The sequence below is a fragment of the Curtobacterium sp. PhB130 genome (assembly GCF_003755165.1).
In the GTDB taxonomy this organism is placed as follows: domain Bacteria; phylum Actinomycetota; class Actinomycetes; order Actinomycetales; family Microbacteriaceae; genus Curtobacterium.
This window is the reverse complement of record NZ_RKII01000009.1, coordinates 33662-52551: the sequence shown is the minus strand read 5'-3', so window position 1 is coordinate 52551 and position 18890 is coordinate 33662. Positions and strand designations below refer to the sequence as shown.

The following is an 18890-nucleotide window of genomic DNA, read 5'->3' as shown; positions in this document are numbered from 1 at the left end:
TGATATGTTGAACGGACTTGAACCGGCCGTCGCGACGCTGCGCTGCCGCGCGCGACCGAGGGAGGGAGATCGCGTGAACATCGATGACTGGATCCAGACCATCGTCTGGATCGCTTTGGTGCTGGTCCTGGGGGTGGTCGAGATCTTCACGCTCGACTTCATCTTCATCATGCTGGCCGCGGGAGCCGCCGGTGGGTTGATCGCCGCGCTGATCGGCGCGCCCTGGTGGCTCTCCGCGATCATCGCCGCGGCACTCGCCCTCGTGCTCCTGTCGCTCGTCCGTCCCCGCCTCCTCCTGGCGCTCGGCCGTGGCGCCGACCCGCACCGCACCGGTGTGCAGGGGCTGATCGGCATGCCGGGCACCGTCGCCGTCGCGTTCACGTCATCCGCTCCCGGCCAGGTCCGCCTGGCGAACGGCGAGACCTGGAGCGCCCGCATCGACGCCACCGCTCCGGACCGCACCCCGCCGCTCGGCACCCATGTCGTCGTCGAGTCCATCGAGGGCTCGACCGCCGTCGTCCGAACCCAACAGAAGGCTGCTTCATGACCCTCACACCCGGGACGATCGTGCTCTTCGTACTGATCGTCGTCATCGTCATCTTCGTGATCGTCGTCCTCGCCAAGGCGATCCGGATCGTCCCGCAGGCGACGGCCGGGGTCGTCGAACGCCTCGGCAAGTACCACAAGACGCTCACGCCCGGGCTGAACCTGCTGGTGCCGTTCATCGACCGGCTCCGGCCGCTGCTGGACATGCGCGAGCAGGTCGTGTCCTTCCCGCCGCAGCCGGTCATCACCGAGGACAACCTGGTCGTCTCGATCGACACGGTCGTCTACTTCCAGGTGACCGACGCCCGTGCCGCGACGTACGAGATCGCGAACTACCTCGGCGCCGTCGAGCAGCTCACGACCACCACGCTCCGCAACGTGGTCGGTGGCCTCAACCTCGAAGAGGCACTGACCAGCCGCGACAACATCAACGGCCAGCTCCGGGTCGTCCTCGACGAAGCGACCGGCAAGTGGGGCATCCGCGTCGGCCGTGTCGAGCTCAAGGCGATCGAGCCGCCCGTGTCGATCGTGGACGCGATGGAGCAGCAGCTCCGTGCGGAGCGGAACCGTCGTGCCGCGATCCTGCAGGCCGAGGGCACCAAGCAGTCCCAGATCCTCGAGGCCGAGGGGCAGCGGCAGGCCGCGATCCTCCAGGCCGAGGGTGCCGCCAAGGCGCAGGTCCTCCGCGCCGAGGGTGAAGCCCAGGCCATCGCGACGGTCTTCGACGCCATCCACGTCGGTGACCCCGACGAGAAGCTGCTGTCCTACCAGTACCTGCAGATGCTCCCCAAGATCGCCGAGGGCACCGCGAACAAGGTCTGGATGATCCCGAGCGAGTTCACCGAAGCGCTCTCCGGCATCGCGAAGGGCTTCTCGACCCAGCGGACGAGCGGCGCTCCCGCAGCGGGCGGTGCCGGCAGCACCGACTTCCTCGCGAAGATCTCCAAGCTCGCGAACGAGAGCCTGGCGAACACCACCGCCACCGACGGCGCCGGCGCCAACCCGAACGCCACGGCGTCGGACATCGTCCCCGACTCGGTGCTCGACGAGCGCCTGGCGGAGTCGAACCGCAGCGTCGAGGAGAAGCTCGCCGCCGCGGCCGAAGCGACGCGCAAGCAGCTGAACGACGACCGGCAGCAGGGCGACCGGCAGCAGGGCGACCAGCAGTAGCGACGAACTGCACGTGACGCACGAAGGCCCGCTCCCTGATCAGGGAGCGGGCATTCGGTGTCGACGGCTACGCGCCGCGTCGTGCACGCAGGAACGCGAGGCGCTCCTGCAGCAGTTCCTCGAGCTCTTCGCGTGAGCGACGCTCGAGCAGCATGTCCCAGTGGGTACGGGGTGCCTTGACGTCCTCTGCTGCGACCTCGACGGGAACGCCGTCGTCACCGAGCAGTCGTCCTTCTCGGCCGCTGCGCGGGTCGTTCCAGCTCTGCGGGACCTCGGCATCGGCCGAGAACACCACGTCGAAGGTCTCGCCCGAGTCGGCCTGGTAGACCGCGCGCTTGCGATCCGAGAGCTCGACGCCCTCTTCGCTCTGGAGGCTCTGACTCCCGAGCCGCATGCCGCGGAGACTCCGATCAGCCATGGTGGACTCCTCTCGCTCGTTCCCCCCCTGCAACACTGTCCCACGGGGGTTCGTTCCGGAACGCCCGCATTCACAGAGGGTTCCCAGTGCCACCTGGGGGCACGGTCAGGCCCGCGAGCGGACCACCGCCCGCACGGTCAGGCCCGGCGACGGCTCCACGGCGCGCACGCCAGCAGCACCAGCAGCCCGCCGAGCGAGAGCACCAGCGCGATGAGCCCCGACACGACGGTCGCGGGCGTGGTCGAGGTCCCGAGCGGCACGTCGGTGATCATCGACGACGCGGTGTACTCCGGCACCCGGTCGATCGTCCGGCCGGTGGGGTCGATCACCTGCGACGCCCCGACGGTCGAGATGTTCACGAGCGAACGCCCGGTCTCGATGGCCCGCATCCGGGCGATCTCGAGCTGCTGGAGGTTCTCGTCGGTGCCGGAGAAGTCGGCGTTGTTCGTCTGTGCGAGGATCACCTGCGCTCCCCCGCGCGCCATGTCCCGCGTCAGGCCGTCGTCGACGATGTCGAAGCAGATCGCGATGCCCGCCTTGACCCCGGCGACGGACAGCACGTTCGGCTTCGTCCCCGGCGTGTAGTCGCGCTGCAGCAACCCGATGAGCGACGGCGCGAGCTTGGAGAAGAACCAGCGGTCCGGCACGTACTCGCCGAAGGGCACCGGGCGCTTCTTGTCGTAGGAGGACTGCCAGCCGTCCGCCGTCCACACGAACGACGTGTTGTGCAGCACCCCGGAGGACGTCTGGGTGATGGCCCCGGCGACGATCGGTGCCCCGACCGACTGCACGACGGAGTCGAGCGCACTCGCGATCACCGGCTGTGCGCGCGGGTCGAACTCCGCCGACCCCTCCGGCCAGACCACCAGGTCGACACCCTTCGCGCTGACGTCGGTCGCGGTGACCTGCGACTCGAGCACCTCGCCGGGGGCCGCGTTGTCGAAGTACCCGGCCGGCCCGTTCCCCTGCACGGACTCGATGCGGATCGTGCCGTCCGTGGCGGTCGGCCACGCGGGCACGGCGAGCACCGCGGCGACGAGGAGACCCGCCGTGGCGACGCGGGCGGGCAGCCGGACGGAACCGCCCGGAACGGTGGGCACGACGAGTCCGAGCGACACCACGACGGCGACGCAGTACACGACGACGAACGAGACCCCGAGCACGCCGACGTACGCGGCCAGGTGCGCGAAGGGGCTGTCGGACTGCGAGAGGCCGACGCGTCCCCAGGCGAAGCCCCCGTACGGCCAGCTCCCGGAGAACCACTCACGTCCGGTCCACAGTGCGGCGATCACGGCCGGGAGGCCCCACACGCGTCCGCCGGTCGAGGTCACGACCCGTGCGACCCAGCGGTACGCGAGCGCGATGGCCACGCTGCCGAGCGCGAACATGGCCGCCTCGAAGAGCGCCAGCGCCAGCCACGGGACCGGCCCGAGGTACCGGCCGGCCCAGGAGATCGCCGGCACCCAGAACGCGACACCGCCGACGTAGCCGATCCAGGCAGCGCGCCGCCAGCCCTGTCCCATCGCGGCGAGGAGCAGGCACGCGACGGCCGGGTAGGCCAGGAACCACCAGCCGGGTGACGGGAACGACAGCGCGAACAGCAGCCCGCCGATGACCGCCAGCGGCAGGGCGACCCGCACCGGCAGCGCAGCGAACGGTGACGGCCGCGAGACGCCGCCGAACCCGCCAGACACTGCCGGAAACGGCCGCGTCTCGGTGGGACGGCGGCGTCTCGGTGGGACGCCACCGTCGTGCGGAGGCGCGACGGACTCGCGGACGGACACCGGGCCTCCCGTCAGACCGTCGCGTACGCGACGATGCCGCGGCGGACCGCGTCCGTCGCACGTCGGGCGGTCTCGGCGAGCTCGGGGTCGCCGGCGTTCTTGATCTGGTCGAGGAGGTCGATGACCTGCTTCGACCAGCGGACGAAGTCACCGGCAGCGAGGTCGAGTGCCCGCAGGACGTCGTCGAGCGCGGAGCCGGACGCCCAGCGGAACATGCCGAGCGCGATCGCGGGGGTCGGCGGCTGCGAGCCGGCGAGCCGGGCGTCCCGCTCGACGTCGTCCAGGCGGGACCAGATCGTCAGGGTCTCGTCGAGGGCCGGGCGGAACGCGCCGCGGGGCAGGGCGTGCTCGGTGCCGGGCGCGTCTTCGCGGCGGGGCTGGTAGACGATCGTGGCGGCCATCGCGGCGAGCTGCCCGGGGGTGAGTTCCTTCCAGACCCCGGCCTCGAGGCACTCGGCGACGAGCAGGTCCCGCTCGCCGTAGATCCGCTGCAGACGGCGGCCACCGGCGGCGACGGTGAGCTCGCCCTCCTGCTCGGACGGCACCAGGTAGCCGAGCTGCACGAGCACGTCCGTGACCCGGTCGAAGGTCGTCGCGACGGCACCGGTGCGGGACCGGATCTGCTGCACGAGCTTGTCGTTGACGCGCTTGAGCTTGTACCAGCGCTCGGCCCAGCGGGCGTGCGCTTCACGGTCGGGGCAGGCGTGGCAGGGGTGGCGCTGCAGGGCACGGCGCACCTCGGTGATGGACGCCTGCCGTTCGGCACGAGCACCGTGCGACGCTTCCCGCCCACCGGGGACGTTCGTGCGCTCGAGGTCGGACAGCTGCCGACGGAGCGCCGCGTACTCGGTGAAGTCGCCGAGGTGGCACTGCATCGACTGCTGGTAGCCGTCGAGGGACTCCTGCTGCGACCGCACCTTGCGGGCCAGGTCGACCACGGAACGGTCCGCCTGGAACTGGGCGAACGACGTCTCCAGCACTTCGCGGGTGCGCTGACGCCCGAACTGCTCGATGAGGTTCACGGCCATGTTGTACGTCGGCTTGAACGAGGAGTTGAGGGGGTACGTGCGACGGCTCGCCAGCGAGGCGACGGCCTGCGGTTCGAGGCCGTCGGTCCACTGGATCACCGAGTGGCCCTCGACGTCGATCCCGCGGCGCCCGGCACGACCCGTCAGCTGGGTGTACTCCCCCGGCGTGATCGGCACGCGGGCTTCGCCGTTGAACTTCTCGAGCTTCTCGAGCACCACCGTGCGGGCCGGCATGTTCACCCCGAGCGCCAGGGTCTCCGTCGCGAAGACGACCTTGAGGAGCTTGCGCTGGAAGAGGTCCTCCACGACCTCCTTGAAGGCGGGCAGGAGTCCGGCGTGGTGTGCGGCGACCCCGCGCTCGAGGCCCTCGAGCCATTCCCAGTACCCGAGGACGGCGAGGTCCTCGTCGAGGAGCGTGCGGCAGTGGTACTCCGCTGTCTCGCGGATCTCGTTGCGTTCTTCCCGCGTCGTCAGCGAGACCCCGGACCGGAGCACCTGCCGGACGCCCTGGTCGCAGCCGTTGCGGCTGAACACGAAGAAGATCGCGGGGAGGAGCATCCGTTCGTCGAGCATCCGCGCGATGTGCTCACGGTGCAGCTTCTCGGTGCGCGGCCCACGGCGGTCGACGTAGCCGCCTCGGCCACGGCGCCCGCGGTGTCCACCGCGGCTGTCGTTCCGCGCGCCACCGCCGACCAGACGGAGCAGTTCCGGGTTCACCCGGTTCGTCGCGGCGGCGCCGGACGAGTCGAACAGGTCGACCATCTTGTTGCCGACGAGGACGTGCTGCTCGAGCGGGACCGGACGGTCCTCGGACACGATGACGTCGGTCTCGCCACGGACGGTCTGCAGCCAGTCGCCGAACTCCTCGGCGTTGGAGACCGTGGCGGAGAGCGAGACGAGCCGGACCTCGGTCGGGAGGTGCAGGATCACCTCTTCCCACACGGCGCCGCGGAACCGGTCGGCCAGGTAGTGCACCTCGTCGAGGACGACCCAGGCCAGGTCGTCGAGCAGGTCGGAGTCCGCGTAGATCATGTTGCGGAGCACCTCGGTCGTCATCACGACGACGCGGGCCCGCGGGTTGACGTTCGTGTCACCGGTGAGCAGCCCGACCTCGGACTCGCCGTAGGCCTCGACCAGCTCGGCGTACTTCTGGTTGCTCAGCGCCTTCATCGGCGTCGTGTAGAACACCTTCGCCGTCGGCTGGCGCATCGCGAGCCAGATCGCGAACTCCGCGATGATCGTCTTGCCGGCGCCGGTCGGTGCGGCCACCAGGACGCTCCGGCCCTGGTCGAGGGCGTCGCACGCGGCGAACTGGAACGGGTCGAGGTCGAACCGAAGGTCGGCGCGGAAGAGCTCGAGGTTGCGCGAGCGGTTGCGGACGCGGGCCGCCTGGAACCGTTCCGCTGCGCTCAGACCGGTGTCCGTCACAGCCCGTACTCGGCGTCGAGCTTGGCCTGCCGCTTCGCGAGCCGCCGGTCGTGGAACCACGTCACCACGCAGGCGGCGACGTACAGCACCGTCATCGGCACCGCGAGGAGGAACATCGAGATGACGTCGGCGCTCGGCGTGACGATCGCGCAGAAGACCAGGATGCAGAGGATCGCGACGCGCCACGACTTGATGATCGCCTTGGCCGTCAGCACCCCGACGAAGTTGAGCAGCACCAGGAACACCGGCAGCACGAACGCGATCCCGACCGCCACGATGAGCTTGATCGTGAAGTCGTAGTACGCCTTCGCGTCGACGATCGACGTGTCCTGACTCGACACGAAGCTGCCGAGGATCCCGACGATGTGCGGCAGGACGTACCAGCCGAAGTAGCAGCCGGCGAAGAACAGCGGGATCGCGGTGCCGAGGAAGCCCCACACGTACTGCTTCTCACGCCGAACGAGCGCCGGGACGATGAACGCCCAGATCTGGTACAGCCACACCGGGCTCGCGATGACGATGCCGATCGTGATCGCGATCTGCAGCCGGAGGTCGAACGCCCCCGTGATCATCGGGAAGTTCAGCTCGGCGGTGTGTCCGCCGACCTTCGCGAGTTCGGCCACCGGGGCGCGGAGCGAGTCGAGCACGAACGGCGTCAGGAACCAGCCGCCGACAGCACCGAGGAGCACTGCGAGGACGGCCTTGAACAGGCGGTTGCGCAGTTCGATGAGGTGTTGCCCGAGGGACATGCGGCCTTCGGGTTCGTTGGGACGGCGACCCTGCCGCTTCTCTCGCCCGCGCGCGGTCGTCGAAGCCATGCGTCGATCTTACGGTGTCGGGACCGACACACGGTGGCGGGCCGTGCGAACGCACAGCGGACGTCCCGTCGCGGGTGAGCCGCGGGTGAACGTGGTGCCGCGGTGCGGCAGGTCGCGCGGGTCCCGCCGGTCAGCGCGGGAGGGCGGACGCGGCGAAGGCGCGCACCGCGTCGCGCGCGGCCGGCGGGTCCAGCACGACCGCGCGGCCGGGCAGGCCCGCGACGAGCCGCACCACGCCGTCGAAGCCCGCCGACGCCGCGAGCCGGATGCGCACCCGCCCGTCGGCGTCGGGCGCGTCGGCGGTGTCCGCGAGGAAGTCCGCGACGAGGGGCAGCGACGACGCGTCGAGCTCCAGCGTCACGATGACGTCCTCCGGGGTCTGTTGGAACAGGGTGTCCGGGATGTCGACGTCGTCGATGGAGTGCGTTGCGACACGGTCGTCGACCGCGACGCCGGACATCCGGTCGAGCCGGAAGGTCCGGAGCGCCCCGCGGTCGAGGTCCCACGCGCGGAGGTACCAGTCGGTGTCGATCGACTCGACGCGGAGCGGGTCGACGCGGCGGGTGCTGCCCTGGGTGCGGGGGCCGGCGTACCCGAACGCGAGCCCCTTGCCCCCGGACATCGCCCGACGGATCGTGGTGAGCGCGGCGTCGTGGAGTTCCTGCCCGACGGCGACGTTCGCCGCGGCACCGCCGGCACCGCGGGAGAGCTTGGCCATCAGGGTCCGGATGGCGTCGCGGTCGGCGGCTTCCGGCAGCGCGGAGAGGTACTGCAGGCCGGCGATGAGCGCCGAGGCCTCGCGGGCGGAGAGTCGCGGGGAGTCGTCGATCGCGACGAGGTTCGTCAGGACGATCATGTCGTTCTGCTCGAAGTCGTCCCAGGCGATGTCGAACAGGTCACCGTGCTGGTACTGCATCGTCTCGCCGGGGATCCCGGACACCGCGATGAGCTCGACGGCCCGGCGGATCCGGGTCTCGGGCACGCTGAAGTGCCGCGCCGCCTCGGCCACGGAGACGCGCTCCCGGTCGATCAGGTACGGCACGAGCGCCAGGAGGAACGCGAGCTTGTCCTGCGCCTGCAGCGGTTGGGCGTCAGCCACGGAGCACCCCTTCGCTGTGGTCGGCCACGAGTCCCTCGAGTCGGGCGACCACGCGGTCGCGCACCTCGGTCGGCTCGAGCACCCGGACTTCCGGCCCGAAGGCGGCGAGCTCCTCGGCGAGGATCTGCGGGTCGACGTAGTGCAGCACGAGGACGCCGTCGTCGCCGACGGTGGTGTCCCGACGTCGGCCGAGACGACGCTCGGCGTCGGACCCCGGTGCGACGGCGATCGTCGCCGTGCGCGCCGACCAGATCCGGTCGAGCTCCGCGAGGGCCCGCTCCCCCGCGCCGGCCGGTGCCGGGTGCTGCCCGGACTCGAACTGCGACACCGGGCCGACGATCCGGGACAGCAGGTAGTTCTTGTCCCCGCCGGTCGATGGCTCGTGCGCGGCGAGCATCCAGCGCCCGCCGTGCTGCACGAGCGCGAGGGGCTCGAGTTCGCGGCGACGGGGCTCGTGCTCCCCCGGCGTGATGTAGTCGAAGCTCACCGCGGCGGCGCGGTCGAGCGCCGCACGGAGCGGTTCGAAGGCGGCGTCCCGGGCGCGGAGTCGCGGAGCGTACGCGGTCATCCCGGCCACCCCGGCGGCGTCGTCGTCCTGCCCGGCGGAACGGACCTTGAGCAGGGCGCGGCGGGAGTCCGAGGAGAGCGCGCCTTCACGCCACGCCATCGCGGCGAGCGAGAGCAGCGCGGACTCGTCCGGCGTGAACCGGACATCGAGCGGCAGGTCGTACTCGCCCTTCGGGATCCGGTAGCGGAGCGTCTGGTTGTTGCCGGCGGCTCCGGGGGTCTCGATGGTCTCGAGCGGGATGCCGAGTTCGCGGACGTCGTCCTTGTCGCGCTCGAACTGGCGCTCGAGCGACGCGTTGTCACCGCCGGTCGTGAACCGCTGCCGGTACCCCTGCACGTTCGCGAGGATCTCGGACTTCGTCAGACCGGCTTCGGTCGACAGCAACGCGAGCACGAGGCTGAACAGGCGTTCTTCCGCCGGTACGCGGGGCACACGGGTCGTCGGCACGAGGCGATTCTAGGACGTGACCGAGCCGAGCACGTCGATGACGTACGCGTAGGCGACACCCTGCTGGTGGACGATCGCGAGCACCTGGTCGCCGACCTTGCGGCCGAGGAGCGCCGTGCGGATGCCGTCGTCGACCTGGCCCTTGGCGAGCGGCACGGTCTGCGCGCCGGTGCCGTCGGTCCAGCTCGAGCCCGCGACGGTGGAGTCGGTACCCCAGGTCACGGCGGTGTACTTGATGATCGCGGTGTCCTTGGCGGTGAGGACGGAGCCGGAGCCCTTGCGGAGCAGGTGGGTCTCGTTCGAGGACGGCGCGGCCTTGGTCGGCACCGTGATACCGGGCGCGCCGTCGGGAGCGAGGACCACGGCGGGCATGTCGTCCCCGGCGAGCTGCGGCGTGCCGGTCGCGCGGGCGTCGAACGCCTTCTTCACGTCGATCACGGCGACGACCGCGGACTCGGTCTTCTTCGTCGAGGTGGTGCCGTCGCTCAGGGCGCTCTGCGGGAGTGCCACGGCGAGGCGGTCACCGACGTTGGCGCACTGGAGCGCTTCGCCGAGCGCGCCGGCGTTCGTCGAACCGGCGGTGATCGGGGAGGTCGTCCCGGCGTACCCGCTCGTCTGTGCGACCTTGCCGGTCGAACCGTCGACCAGCGTGTACTCGATGAGCACGGGGGTGCCCTTGTCGATGCGTCGTCCGTCGCCCTGCTTCAGGATGGAGACCTGCGTGCCCTTGACCGTGAGACCGGCCGGGACGGACACCTTCGGCTGCTTGCCGAACGCGCCGGTCGCGGTCACGGCTTCGGAGGCGGCACCGGGAGCGTCGCAGCTGGACGGCGTGGTGCCTGCCCCGCTCGACGCGCACGCGGTCAACGACGCGACCAGTCCGATGGTGACCAGGAGTGCGGGGATGGTGCGCACGGACCCTCTTTCCGTTCGATGCAGGACGAGCGACTGACGTAGCCTACCGGTCGTCGCCATCAGCCTCGGCCGGGGTGCCGGTGGCGTCGAGCGCCTCTGCCGCCGCGACCTTCCGCGCCTGTGCCGCCGCCTGCCGCGCCACCTTGCGGAGCTTCTTGTCACTGGCGGACCGTTCGCCCACCGCACCGGGGGTCCAGGCCTCCACGTCCTCGTCGGAGAACTCGGCCTTGCCTGCGCGACGCTTCAGGTTCGGGAGCACCACACCGTCCGCCAGACGACGTGCGGTGACGAGGAACCCGGTGTGCCCGACCATCCGGTGGTCCGGCCGGACGGCGAGCCCCTCGACGTGCCAGGTGCGCACCAGGGTCTCGCTGGACTGCGGGTCGGTGAAGCGTCCGGTGTCGCGGAGTGCCTCTGCGGTCCGGCTCAGCTGCGTCACCGTGGCGACGTAGCAGACGATGAGGCCACCGGGCACGAGGGCGTCCGCCGCGGCGTCGACGCACTCCCACGGCGCGAGCATGTCGAGCACCACGCGGTCGATGCTCTGCGGCTCGGTGGCTCCGGGGAGCTCCTCGACGAGGTCGCCGACGGTGACGCTCCAGTTGTCCGGGACGGCGCCGAGGAAGGTGCCGACGTTGCCGCGGGCGATCTCGGCGAACTCGTCACGACGCTCGAACGACTGCAGGCGACCGGTCGGGCCGATCGCACGGAGCAGCCAGAGCGAGAGTGCGCCGGAGCCGACCCCGGCCTCCACCACGCGGGCGCCGGGGAAGACGTCGGCGAACGCGACGATCTGGGCGGCGTCCTTCGGGTAGACGATGGCCGCGCCGCGGGGCATCGACATCACGTAGTCGTTGAGCAGCGGCCGCAGCGCGAGGTACTCGTCCCCGGAGCTGGCCGTGATGACGGAGCCGTCCGGCTGCCCGATGACGTCGTCGTGCGCGAGCATGCCGCGGTGCGTGTGGTAGATCACGCCGGGCTCGAGGGAGAGCGTCGTGAGCTTGCCCTTCGGCCCGGTCAGCTGCACCCGGTCCCCGGCGCGGAACGGGCCGCGCGGCGGGGTGTGCGGTGCGCCGCCGGCGGTGTGCGGCAGTTCGGCGGTCATCGGGCGTTCCCCTCGGAGGTCTGACGGGCCGCCAGCGCCGGCGACGTGAGCTCGACCAGGCGGTCCACGTCGACGCCGGCCAGCGAGGTGAGGTAGACGTCCCCGGCGGTCTCCGGCAGCGGGACGATGTGCTCGACGGCGATGGTGACGGCGCCCGAGGCGACGGCAGCGGCGACGCCGGTGGCCGAGTCCTCGATCGCGACGCACGCGGTCGCGTCGACACCGAGGTGCGCTGCAGCGGTCAGGTACGCCTCGGGGTGGGGCTTCGGGTGCTCGACGTCGTCACCCGCGACGACGACCTGGAACCCGCGGTCTGCGAGTGCCTCGGCGGCGACGAGCGCCATCCGACGGCGGGACATCGTGACGAGCGCGGTCGGGATGCCGCGGGCGTGGAGTTCCTCGACGAGCTCACGCGCACCCGGACGCCACGGCAGGTCGCCGTGCTCCAGCCGCTCCATCACGTAGGAGGTCATCCACTGGACGATCTCCTCGACCTCCATGTCGACGCCCTTGTCGCGCAGGATCTCCCCCGAGCGCTCGAGGCCGCTGCCCACCAGGGACAACCCGTCCTCGTGGGTCCACTCGGCACCGTACTTCTGGGTCAGCTCCACTTGGGACTGCTGCCAGATCGGTTCGGTGTCGATGATCGTGCCGTCCATGTCCCACAGCACGGCTGCGGGCAGGACGAGGGCGGGAGGATGCGCGGTCACGGGCGACGAGTCTACCGGCGCACGCGGAGCGGACCCGCCCGAGGGGCCTACAGTGGATGCCTGATCGTGTCCGGTCGGTTGTGGAGCGTTCGTCCCCCACGCCGCCCCGCTCCACTCCATCACCAGGAGGTCCGCTCCGTGCCACAGCACTCCCCCTTCAACGACGGCCGGCTCCTGGTCGTCGCGTTCGAGGGCTGGAACGACGCCGGTGAGGCCGCCAGCGGTCTCGCGCGGCGGATCGTCGACGCGCTCGGCCTCGACGAGCTGCGGGAGATCGACGGGGAGCGGTACGTCGACTACCAGTTCAACCGGCCGAACGTCGGGAGCGACGACAACGGCGTCCGTGGCATCCAGTGGCCCCGCATCGTCCTGCACGGCCCCGGTGAGCTCGGCCGACCGGTGATCGGCGCCGGCGGGTCCCCCGCGGAGCGCGACGTGTTCGTCCTCGTCGGCCCTGAGCCGTCCCGCACGTGGCGGGCGTTCTGCGCGGAGATCATCGACCTCGCCGACGTCTACTCGATCGACGCGGTCGTCTTCGTCGGCGCGATGCTCGCCGACGTCCCGCACACCCGGCCGATCTCGGTGTTCGTGTCGAGCGAGAACGCCTCCGTCCGGCAGGCCTTCGACGTCGACAAGTCCTCCTACGAAGGCCCGACCGGCATCCTCGGCGTGCTCTCCGACACCATGGACAAGGCCGGCCTCACCACGCTCTCGCTCTGGGCCTCGGTGCCGCACTACGTGCACAACGCGCCGTCCCCGAAGGCCACGCTCTCCCTGCTCGACAAGATCGAGGAGCTCACCGACGTGACGGTCCCGCGGGGCACGCTCCTCGACGACGCGACCCAGTGGGAAGAGGGCATCGACGCGCTCGCCGCGGACGACGAGGACATGGCGTCCTACATCGGGCAGCTCGAGCAGGCCCGGGACACCGTGGACTCCCCCGAGGCGTCCGGCGACGCGATCGCGCAGGAGTTCGAGCAGTACCTCCGCCGTCGGGAGCGCAAGGACGGCAAGGACGGACCCGGCCAGGCCGGTGAGGGCCCCTGGCGGCCCCCGCAGCCGCCGCAGTAGCGGCAGGTCACGTCCCGGACGTGGCCACATCCGGACGGGAGGCCCGGTGCCAGCTGGCACCGGGCCTCCCGTCCGTCTGATGGCGGGGCACACCGCCGGACGCTGAGATCGCAGTTCGGGTCGCGTCCAGTGCAGGTGGGCGACACGAAGTGCGATCTCAGCGAGGCGTCAGCCGATGCGGATGCCGAGGAGGGAGTCGATCAGGTCGACGAGCTCGGGCGTGCTGCGCGTGCCGCCCGCGATCGCGGTGTCGACCGCAGCGACCGCCCCCGGCGTGTCGAGGTCGTCCGCCACGCGGGCGCGGATCCGCGTCACGACGTCGGCCGCGTCGTCGGCGTGTCCTGCACCACCGGTGGCCCAGGCGTCCCACGTCTCGAGACGGCGCGTCGCGCTCGCGAGCTCGGCGTCGAACCACTCCCAGTCGTCCGAGTAGCGGTGCGAGAGCAGCGCGAGCCGGATCGCCCGCGGGTCCGCCCCGTCGTCGAGCAGGCCACGCACGGTGACCAGGTTGCCGAGCGACTTCGAGATCTTCTCGCCCTGGTACGCGATCATCCCGGTGTGCACGTACGCGTTCGCGAGCGGCTGGTGCGCCAGCGCCGCCGCGTGGCCGGCACTCATCTCGTGGTGCGGGAAGACGAGGTCGCTGCCGCCGCCCTGCACGCTGATCGGCAGGCCGAGGCGGTCCCCCGCGATGACGCTGCACTCGATGTGCCAGCCCGGGCGGCCCTCGCCGACGGGCGACTCCCAGCTGGGCTCGCCGGCGCGGACGGCACGCCACAGCAGCGGGTCGAGCGCGTCGCGCTTGCCGGCACGGTCCGGGTCGCCACCGCGCTCCGCGGAGAGCGTGAGCATGGTGTCCCGGTCGAGTCCGCTCTCGTCGCCGAGCACCCACGCCTCGGTCGGGCGCTGCACGTCGAAGTAGACGTCGTCGCCGGCACTGTCGGGCGTCGGCACGCTGTAGGCGTAGCCGGTCTCCTGCAGGAACGCGACGGCCTCGGCGATGCGCTCGACCTCGTCCGTGACGGCGACGAAGTCGTCCGGGGGCAGGATGCGGAGCGACACCATGTCACGGCGGAAGAGGTCGATCTGCGACGCCGCGAGCTCGCGCCAGTCGACACCGTCCCGCGTGGCGCGCTCGAGGAGCGGGTCGTCGACGTCGGTGGTGTTCTGCGCGTACTCGACGTCGAGGCCCGCGTCGCGCCAGACCCGTCCGAGCGTGTCGAACGCCAGGTACGTCGCCGCGTGGCCGAGGTGGGTGGTGTCGTACGGGGTGATGCCGCAGACGTAGAGCGCGGCGCGGTCGTCACCACGGGTCGGGTCCACGGGCTTCCCGGCGGCCGTGTCGTGCACGACCGGACGCGGGGCGTTCCCGGGGACATCGGGGACGTCTGGGGCCTCCCAGGCCCTCACGGCTGGATCACTCCGAGCGACAGCAACACGATGAGAACGATACCGAGTGCCACCCGGTAGTACACGAAGGGCATGAAGCTGCGCTTGCTGATGTAGTTCATGAACGCCGCGATCACGACGAAGCCGACGACGAACGCGACGACCGTGGCGATCACCGTGTCCACGACACCGAACGGTGCGCCGGTGTCACCGAGGGACGTCGCCGCCTCGTAGAAGCCGGAGAGGAACACCGCGGGGACGGCGAGGAGGAACGCGAAGCGAGCAGCGGCGGCGCGCGTGTAGCCGAGCGCGAGACCCATCGACACGGTCGCCCCGGAGCGGGAGACGCCGGGCATGAGGGCCAGGACCTGCGCGAGGCCGATCAGGATGCCGCCGCCGAACGTCATGTGCTCGATGCGCCGTTCCTTGCGGCCGACCCGGTCGAGCACGCCGAGCACGATGCCGAACCCGATGAGGACGATCGCGACGATCCAGAGCGACCGGAAAGTGGTCTCGATCGTGTCCTGCAGCAGGAGCCCGACGATGCCGATGGGGATCGTGCCGAGGATCACCAGCCATCCCAGCCGCGCATCCGGGTCGTTCCGCGGGACCTTCCCGGAGAGCGACTGGAACCACCGCCGGACGATGCGGGTGATGTCGCTCCAGAAGTAGATGAGCACGGCGGTCTCGGTGCCGAGCTGGGTCACGGCGGTGAACGCGGCGCCCGGGTCCTGCGCGTCGGGCAGGAACAGGCCGACGATGCGCAGGTGCGCGCTGGAGGAGACGGGCAGGAACTCGGTGAGTCCCTGCACGAAGCCGAGGAAGATGGCCTCGAGGATGTGCACGGGCGCGGCCTTTCGGGAGCGGGTCGGCGTCGGGAGGTCGCGTCAGGCGACCCGGCAGTATATCAGTACGAACCGAGCAGGTCGCCGAGCACACGCCGACCGAAGGCGAGCGACTGGAGCGGCACACGCTCGTCCACGCCGTGGAACATCGCCGGGAAGTCCACGCCGGCCGGCAGCTGCAGCGGGACGAAGCCGTAGCCCGCGATGCCGAGCGTCGAGAGCGCCTTGTTGTCTGTTCCGCCGGACAGCAGGTACGGCAGGACCGGTGCGCCCGGGTCGTGCCGGCCGAGCACGTCCCGCACGGCGTCGACCAGCGGGCCGCCGAAGTCCTGTTCGAGGCCGATGTCGCGGAAGGACATCACCACCTCGACGTCGTCGCCGGCGAGCTCCCGCACCCGCTCGAGCACCGACTCCTCGTCGCCCGGGAGGCAGCGGATGTCGATCAGCGCCTCGGCCGCGTCGGGGATGACGTTGTGCTTGTAACCGGCCTGCAGGACCGTCGGGTTCGTCGTGGTGTGGAGTGCGGCGTGGATGAACCGCGACGCGGAGCCGGTGGCGAGGGCGACCTCGTCCGGGCCGGTCACCGCGGGGTCGACGCCGAGGAACCGGGCGACCTCCGACACCATCGCATCGGTGGTGGCGGAGAGGCGGACCGGCCACTCCTCGCTCCCGATGCGGGCGACCGCCGCGGCGAGCTTCGTCACCGCGTTGTCCTTGATCACGTGGGAGCCGTGCGCGGCGGTGCCCGTCGCGACGAGCTTGATCCACATCAGGGCCTTCTCGCCCGTCTGCAGCAGGTACGCGCGCCGGTCGCCGAGCGTGATCGAGTACCCGCCGACCTCGCTGATGGCGGCGGTGGCGCCGTCGAACACCTCGGGGTGGTTCGACACGACGTGGTGCGAGCCGAGGACTCCCCCGGCCTCCTCGTCCGCGAAGTACGCGATCACGAGGTCACGCTCGGGCGCACCCTGCGCCGCGACGACGTCCCCGAGGGCGGTGAGCATCATCGCGTCCATGTTCTTCATGTCCACGGCGCCGCGGCCCCAGAGCGAGCCGTCCTTGACCACGCCGCCGAACGGGTCGACGCTCCAGTTCGCCGGGTCGGCCGGCACGACGTCGAGGTGCCCGTGCACCACCAGGGCGGGCTTGTCCCGGTCGCGGCCCGGGATGCGCGCGACGACGCTCACGCGGTCGGGCTCGGACTCGAAGAGCTGCGGGGTGAACCCGAGGTCGCGGAGCTTCGCCTCGACGTAGTGGGCGGCCTCGGTCTCACCCCGGGACTTGCCCTCGCCCCAGTTCGTGGTGTCGATCCGGATGAGGTCCCTGGCGATCGCGGCGGTGGCTTCGAGCTCGCGGTCGTCGCCACGCGCCGCGTCAGCTGCCAGGCCGGTCTCGGTGGCCGTCGTGGTGCCCTGGGGATCCGTCATGCACACCACGCTACCGGCCGCCTCCGATGCCCTCGTTCGCCGTGACTCCGCGGGACGCGCCCGGGATGCACGCCCGTGTTCAACTGCCGTTCAGAGCCGTGCTAATGTCTTCTCCGGCAGCAACGCCGGGGAAACCCGCCGGAGCGGCCGACACAAGTGAAGAACACCTGTCCGGGTGGCGGAATTGGTAGACGCGCTAGCTTGAGGTGCTAGTGCCCGTATTAGGGCGTGGGGGTTCAAGTCCCCCCTCGGACACGCAGTGTTGAGACACGCGGCGAAAGGCTCACCTTCGGGTGGGCCTTTCGTTTTTGTGCGCCCGGATTCTCCTGGCTGGTCCCGCGCGTGCGTGCGTGCGTCCGCATCTTCCGACATCACACGCGTCGAACGACTCCCGCGGTGTCGATCGATGCGCACGCAGATGCGCACGCAGACGCGCACGCAGCCGCGCACGCCCGCCACACGACGGACGGGAGGCCCGGTGCCAGCTGGCACCGGGCCTCCCGTCTGTGGAGCGGTCTCCGCTACTTCGTCGCGTCGACGAACGCGCGACGCGGGTCCGTCTCCTTGATCAGCGACGTGGCGTCACGGCCGGAGACCGCGCCGGTCACCCAGCCGATGATGATCCGCGCCTTGCGGTTCAGCGTCGGCATCGCGTAAACGTGGTACGCCCGGTGCGCGAGCCAGGCGAAGAGGTTCGTCATCTTGATGCCCTTGATGTTCGCGGCACCCTTGGCGACACCGTACGACGCGACGGTGCCGATCGACGGGTGGCGGTACTCCTCGAGCGGCTTGCCCGTGATCGTCGCCACGACGTTGTCCGCGGCCACGACGGCCTGGCGGACGGCGTTCTGCGCGTTCGGCGGGTAGTACGCCGGCTGCTTGTCGGCCGTGAGGTCCGGCACCTGCGCGACGTCACCGAGGCCCCAGACACCCGGGACGACCTCGTGCGAGGTCTCGTCCTCGACCTGGAGCTTCGCGTTTGCGGCGAGGTGGCCCTTCGGTCCGCGGGGCAGGTCGGACGCGTCGAGGAGCGGGTTCGGCTTGACGCCGGCGGTCCAGACGAGCAACCCTGTGGCGAACTCGTCACCGTCGGAGAGCTTCACGACACCGCCCTCGCAGCTCGGCATGGTGGTCTTCAGGCGGACGTCGATGCCGCGGGCGCGCAGCGACTCGAGGGTCCACTTCGAGAGCTCCGGACCGACCTCTGGTGCGACGCGGTCGAGGGCGTCGATGAGCACCCAGCGCGGCTGCTCCCCCGCGAGCGACGGGTAGGTCTTGATCGCGGCCTGCGACACGTCGAAGAGCTCGCCGATCGCCTCGACGCCGGTGTAGCCACCGCCGATGAAGATGCTGGTGAGCAGACGGCGACGCTCGTCCTCGTCACGCGTGGCAGCGGCCTTCGCGATGTTGTCGAGGAGCTTCGCGCGGACGTAGGCGGCCTCTTCGACGCTCTTGAAGCCGACGCCCACTTCCTCGAGCCCGGGGGTCGGGAAGGTCCGCGTGACGGAGCCGAGCGCGACGACGAGCTGGTCGTAGCCGAGCGTGCGGTCGTCACCGCCGGCCGTGGCGATCGACACCGTCTTGTCGGCGGCCGAGATCGCGGTCACCTTGCCCTGGATGACGCGGGTCTTGCGGAGCGCGCGGCGCAGCTCGACGGTGACGTCCTTCGGGTTGATGTGGCCGCCGGCGACCTCCGGCAGGAACGGCAGGTACGTGTAGTACGTGTTCTGGTCGACGAGGGTGATGCGCATCGGCACCGTCGCGGCGTGCTTCTGCAGCTGCTTGACGGTCGTGTAGCCGGCGGAGCCGCCACCGAGGACGAGGACGTGAGGGATCGAATCTGCCATGCCTCCGGTCTACCCGATCAGGGCTCGCAACGTCATGATCGCCGCGCAGATTGCCCAGAACGTCACCAGATCAACGACGGCCGTCGCGCAACCGCCACCACGCGGTCTCGGCGAGGTCGAGACCCATGAAGACGCCGTGAGCCGTCCGGCGCGACTCGACGAGGCTGAACCGACGGAGCCGGTAGCCCCCGCCGAAGCGGTCGATGATCGCCTCGGGCGAGGAGTCCTCGGAGCGCTTGACGAGCCACGTCCGATCGTCGACGGCGACGATCACG

General features: G+C 70.8%; 17 protein-coding genes and 1 tRNA gene. 4 read left to right on the top strand and 14 right to left on the bottom strand.

Going from position 1 to position 18890, the window contains the following annotated elements; all coding sequences use genetic code 11:
* The first annotated feature begins 73 nt into the window (after window positions 1-73).
* Both EDF24_RS13635 and EDF24_RS13630 read left to right on the top strand, forming a co-directional pair.
* Window positions 74-547, top strand: coding sequence for an NfeD family protein (locus EDF24_RS13635; protein WP_243698401.1), 474 nt, complete (start codon window positions 74-76; stop codon window positions 545-547).
* Window positions 544-1716 (top strand): SPFH domain-containing protein, encoded by a 1173-nt coding sequence (locus EDF24_RS13630; protein ID WP_123703570.1) that lies wholly within the window; start codon window positions 544-546, stop codon window positions 1714-1716. Before EDF24_RS13635 ends, EDF24_RS13630 begins: the two co-directional genes overlap by 4 nt.
* 67 nt (window positions 1717-1783) lie before the next feature.
* On the opposite strand, the gene EDF24_RS13625 is transcribed toward EDF24_RS13630, so the two are convergent.
* From EDF24_RS13625 to EDF24_RS13585, 9 genes are all read right to left on the bottom strand, one after another.
* Window positions 1784-2134, bottom strand: coding sequence for an RNA polymerase-binding protein RbpA (locus EDF24_RS13625; protein ID WP_123653466.1), 351 nt, complete (start codon window positions 2132-2134; stop codon window positions 1784-1786).
* A 137-nt stretch (window positions 2135-2271) separates the two neighbouring features.
* Window positions 2272-3828 (bottom strand): apolipoprotein N-acyltransferase, encoded by a 1557-nt coding sequence (gene lnt / locus EDF24_RS13620; protein WP_123703568.1) that lies wholly within the window; start codon window positions 3826-3828, stop codon window positions 2272-2274.
* A 101-nt stretch (window positions 3829-3929) separates the two neighbouring features.
* On the bottom strand, window positions 3930-6374 hold the full coding sequence (locus EDF24_RS13615) for an RNA helicase (RefSeq protein WP_123703566.1): 2445 nt from the start codon (window positions 6372-6374) through the stop codon (window positions 3930-3932).
* Window positions 6371-7123 (bottom strand): twin-arginine translocase subunit TatC, encoded by a 753-nt coding sequence (gene tatC, locus EDF24_RS13610; RefSeq protein WP_123653851.1) that lies wholly within the window; start codon window positions 7121-7123, stop codon window positions 6371-6373. Before tatC ends, EDF24_RS13615 begins: the two co-directional genes overlap by 4 nt.
* A gap of 199 nt (window positions 7124-7322) precedes the next feature.
* A complete protein-coding gene (locus EDF24_RS13605; protein ID WP_123703564.1) occupies window positions 7323-8291 on the bottom strand; it encodes a YafY family protein in 969 nt (322 codons plus the stop codon).
* Entirely contained in the window at window positions 8284-9306 is a 1023-nt protein-coding gene (locus tag EDF24_RS13600) for a YafY family protein (protein ID WP_123703562.1), read from the bottom strand. The genes EDF24_RS13605 and EDF24_RS13600 overlap by 8 nt, the downstream gene beginning before the upstream one ends.
* A gap of 9 nt (window positions 9307-9315) precedes the next feature.
* Complete coding sequence (locus tag EDF24_RS13595) at window positions 9316-10221, bottom strand: FKBP-type peptidyl-prolyl cis-trans isomerase (RefSeq protein ID WP_123653471.1); 906 nt, start codon at window positions 10219-10221, stop codon at window positions 9316-9318.
* Window positions 10222-10264: 43 nt separating this feature from the next.
* Window positions 10265-11326, bottom strand: a complete 1062-nt coding sequence (locus EDF24_RS13590; RefSeq protein ID WP_123653472.1) for a tRNA (adenine-N1)-methyltransferase — start codon at window positions 11324-11326, stop codon at window positions 10265-10267.
* Complete coding sequence (locus EDF24_RS13585; protein WP_243698402.1) at window positions 11323-12036, bottom strand: HAD family phosphatase; 714 nt, start codon at window positions 12034-12036, stop codon at window positions 11323-11325. Before EDF24_RS13585 ends, EDF24_RS13590 begins: the two co-directional genes overlap by 4 nt.
* A 138-nt stretch (window positions 12037-12174) precedes the next feature.
* On the opposite strand from EDF24_RS13585, the gene EDF24_RS13580 reads away from it, so the two are divergent.
* Window positions 12175-13107: a proteasome assembly chaperone family protein gene (locus tag EDF24_RS13580; RefSeq protein ID WP_123653473.1), complete on the top strand. Its 933-nt coding sequence runs from the start codon at window positions 12175-12177 to the stop codon at window positions 13105-13107.
* Between the two features lie 168 nt (window positions 13108-13275).
* On the opposite strand, the gene mshC is transcribed toward EDF24_RS13580, so the two are convergent.
* From mshC to EDF24_RS13565, 3 genes are all read right to left on the bottom strand, one after another.
* Window positions 13276-14517: a cysteine--1-D-myo-inosityl 2-amino-2-deoxy-alpha-D-glucopyranoside ligase gene (mshC, locus tag EDF24_RS13575; protein WP_123703560.1), complete on the bottom strand. Its 1242-nt coding sequence runs from the start codon at window positions 14515-14517 to the stop codon at window positions 13276-13278.
* Window positions 14514-15341 carry an undecaprenyl-diphosphate phosphatase gene (locus tag EDF24_RS13570; RefSeq protein ID WP_123703557.1) on the bottom strand — a complete coding sequence of 276 codons (828 nt, stop codon included), beginning with the start codon at window positions 15339-15341 and terminating at the stop codon, window positions 14514-14516. Before EDF24_RS13570 ends, mshC begins: the two co-directional genes overlap by 4 nt.
* Window positions 15342-15403: 62 nt before the next feature.
* Window positions 15404-16768 (bottom strand): M20/M25/M40 family metallo-hydrolase, encoded by a 1365-nt coding sequence (locus EDF24_RS13565; RefSeq protein ID WP_260233447.1) that lies wholly within the window; start codon window positions 16766-16768, stop codon window positions 15404-15406.
* 169 nt (window positions 16769-16937) lie between these two features.
* On the opposite strand from EDF24_RS13565, the gene EDF24_RS13560 reads away from it, so the two are divergent.
* Window positions 16938-17023, top strand: a tRNA-Leu gene (locus tag EDF24_RS13560).
* 266 nt (window positions 17024-17289) lie between these two features.
* Here the strand turns inward: EDF24_RS13560 and EDF24_RS13555 are convergent.
* Window positions 17290-18615 (bottom strand): NAD(P)/FAD-dependent oxidoreductase, encoded by a 1326-nt coding sequence (locus EDF24_RS13555; RefSeq protein WP_123653476.1) that lies wholly within the window; start codon window positions 18613-18615, stop codon window positions 17290-17292.
* A 70-nt stretch (window positions 18616-18685) separates the two neighbouring features.
* Window positions 18686-18889, bottom strand: coding sequence for a hypothetical protein (locus EDF24_RS13550; RefSeq protein ID WP_123653477.1), 204 nt, complete (start codon window positions 18887-18889; stop codon window positions 18686-18688).
* Window position 18890 lies beyond the last annotated feature (1 nt).